Here is a 2,273-nt window from a genome sequence, read left to right as displayed (position 1 = left end):
TAGATGTGTTTGTTGAGCAGTTGCAGCGCGCGCTCGACGTCGGCGGGGTAGAGGCTGGCGAGCTCTTCCGGTGTGAGAGCTGCGCGGGGCGCGGCGTCGATGCGCGGTTGTGCGGTGAACTGGCCGGTCTTGCGGATGGACGGCAGGACGATGGACGTGACCCACTTGCGGAAGCGGTGCGGCACGGTGCCGGGCTTCACGGCATCGCGGCAGCGCAGGACGAGGGTGTACATGCCGGATTCACTGATGACGGCCATAGATTGCGTCCCGCCAAGGGTCTGCATTGAATGCAGACCCTTTTCGTCTTCCTCCAATTTGCGAATTGCCGTTGCGTCCAAATGCAGTGCTGCGCAGAGATCGGCGGCAACAAACCACGGCTCGCCATCTCGCACAACCACACGGACAGCGTTCGATTCGAAATTGAAGGTGTTGGGGGTAGGGACGAGCGCGGACGCGCCAACAGACGTACCAGTCATGGCTTGACTCCTTGAGTGCGGTTTGAGACCCGCCGCCCCGCGACCAAACGGGGGGTGGACCGAACGGGGTTGGTCGACCGGACTCAAGGAACCGGCACCCCCGAAGGGGTCCCCGCCCGGCCCACCATAGAAGCTGCCAGACGTGCGCAAACAAAAAGCCGCGTGCATTGAAATGCGGCGCGGCTCATTAGCGCCTTGAGTGCCGGGCGACCAAGCCCGGGGTGCCGGTGTTTCCGGCAACCGGCCGAGTATACGGCTGGTTGGGGTTGCGTGCAAATCGCGGCTTGTCGATCAGCTAGACGCGCTCGACCTTACTCATGTCACGGAGATGGAGTCGCAAATCGGCCGATCACCGGTAGTATCAGAGTCGGCACGCTTGTTTTCTCTAGACGGTGGGCCCGCGAAAAAAAGGAGAAGCAAGATGTTCAGATTCGGCCGCCGCAAACATATCGTTGAAACCCCCGTCGCGACCGCCACTGCACAGATCAGGATGTTCGAGGTGCTCTTCTTTCCAGATGGCACGGTGCTTCGCCAAGATTGGATCGACGCTCCGGCTCAAGGCGTGGCGCGTCCTGAGGAAGGTAAGATCGAAAACAGCTTCGAGGTCGCGGGCGTGGCGTGCAAGCTGGATGCGACATTGCGGGACGGCGATGCAATCTTCTCGATGTGGGCCGGCGGCAAGATTGTGACCTCGTCATTGTTGATCTCTTCATCGGACGAGGCGTTCCACCCGCGGCTGATTGCAATGTACCTGCAGAGCCAGCGCGGCGCCAAACTGGTGAAGGAGCTTGCCCCCGATCGCAACGATCTTTTCATCGAGGTCGAACACTGCGCAGAGCGTCCGATGCTGGCGACGATGCTGATGCCCGCCCCATCGACCACGCTGACCGACGCGTTGCTGGATGTTCAGCGTAACTGGGCGGCAGCCGCGATCGCGCACTAAGGGTCTAGGGTCTGAAGCCGATAGGATTGACCGTCGGGGAACGTAAGCGGTTAGCCATCGGCGCCTTTCGGCCAAGAGCGGTCATTCGACAAGCGAAGCTCTGTGGCTGACAATCATTGCACCTAATGCCGAAACTAGCAGCGTCCGCTGACAGCAGAGACGCCGCGTTTGGAGCTAGCCCAAGCCTATGCAAGCCTCTATGGATACCGTCAGGAACTTCGAGATTCGCCTGTTAGAGCTAAACCCTCGGGGGGATAGCTTCGTGCTAGAGGTGGACAAGCTGGTTGAGTCCGTCCCGCCGTCATATCAAGCAAGCCTAATCCCTGCCATCTTTCGGTTCTTCGAAAAGTACCCTTTGGAGGATTGCGGTGCGCCCGGGACTCTGGTCCATCTAACGGAGCATTTCTACCCCAGCTACAAAGGTATTCTTCTCGAGTCGCTGGCCCGGGCACCGTCGCTCAATGCCTTACTGATGGTCAACCGCGTCCTGAACTCGAATTTGTCCGAGCAAGAGCGCGAAGAGTACTTTTCAGCGCTGCGAGGTGTTGCCGAGCGCGTTGATATCCATCAAAGCCTCGCAAACCAAGCGAGTCGCTTCATTTCCTATCAAAGTCAGCGAGTGACAGATAACTAGGCAAGCGCCAGTGTCTGCAACCGGCCAATAGCCGTCATCGCCAAAGAGCCGCACCGCCGCCAACCCTGCCAGCGATGCGAGCCCCATCCCCCTACACCCCCGCCTCAATCAAATCCGAAATCTGCACCGACGCACGCGCCCTGACTGACTTTGCGCGGGCGCGCTTGTGCCGATAGCTGCCGGCGGAGATGACGACGGGCTCTTTGGCGTCGTCGTGCTG

3 protein-coding genes are annotated in these 2,273 nt (G+C 60.1%); 2 read left to right on the top strand and 1 reads right to left on the bottom strand.

What is annotated here, in order from left to right; genetic code table 11:
• On the bottom strand, positions 1–476 hold a 476-nt coding region (locus ACCD03_RS25475; protein ID WP_413413276.1), incomplete at its 3' end, for a Bro-N domain-containing protein.
• Positions 477–897: 421 nt separating this feature from the next.
• Here ACCD03_RS25475 and ACCD03_RS25470 point away from each other — a divergent pair.
• Entirely contained in the window at positions 898–1,419 is a 522-nt protein-coding gene (locus ACCD03_RS25470; protein ID WP_045203126.1) for a hypothetical protein, read from the top strand.
• Positions 1,420–1,618: 199 nt separating this feature from the next.
• Positions 1,619–2,053 (top strand): hypothetical protein, encoded by a 435-nt coding sequence (locus tag ACCD03_RS25465; protein WP_156158354.1) that lies wholly within the window; start codon positions 1,619–1,621, stop codon positions 2,051–2,053.
• Positions 2,054–2,273 lie beyond the last annotated feature (220 nt).

It is taken from the genome of Ralstonia sp. Ralssp135, assembly GCF_047304345.1.
Taxonomy (GTDB): Bacteria; Pseudomonadota; Gammaproteobacteria; order Burkholderiales; family Burkholderiaceae; genus Ralstonia; species Ralstonia chuxiongensis.
This window is presented reverse-complemented; position numbering and strand designations above follow the sequence as displayed.

Coding starts and splice junctions, on each gene's coding strand:
- ACCD03_RS25465 (WP_156158354.1), top strand. CDS start 1,619: ATGGATACCGTCAGGAACTTCGAGATTCGCCTGTTAGAGCTAAACCCT.
- ACCD03_RS25470 (WP_045203126.1), top strand. CDS start 898: ATGTTCAGATTCGGCCGCCGCAAACATATCGTTGAAACCCCCGTCGCG.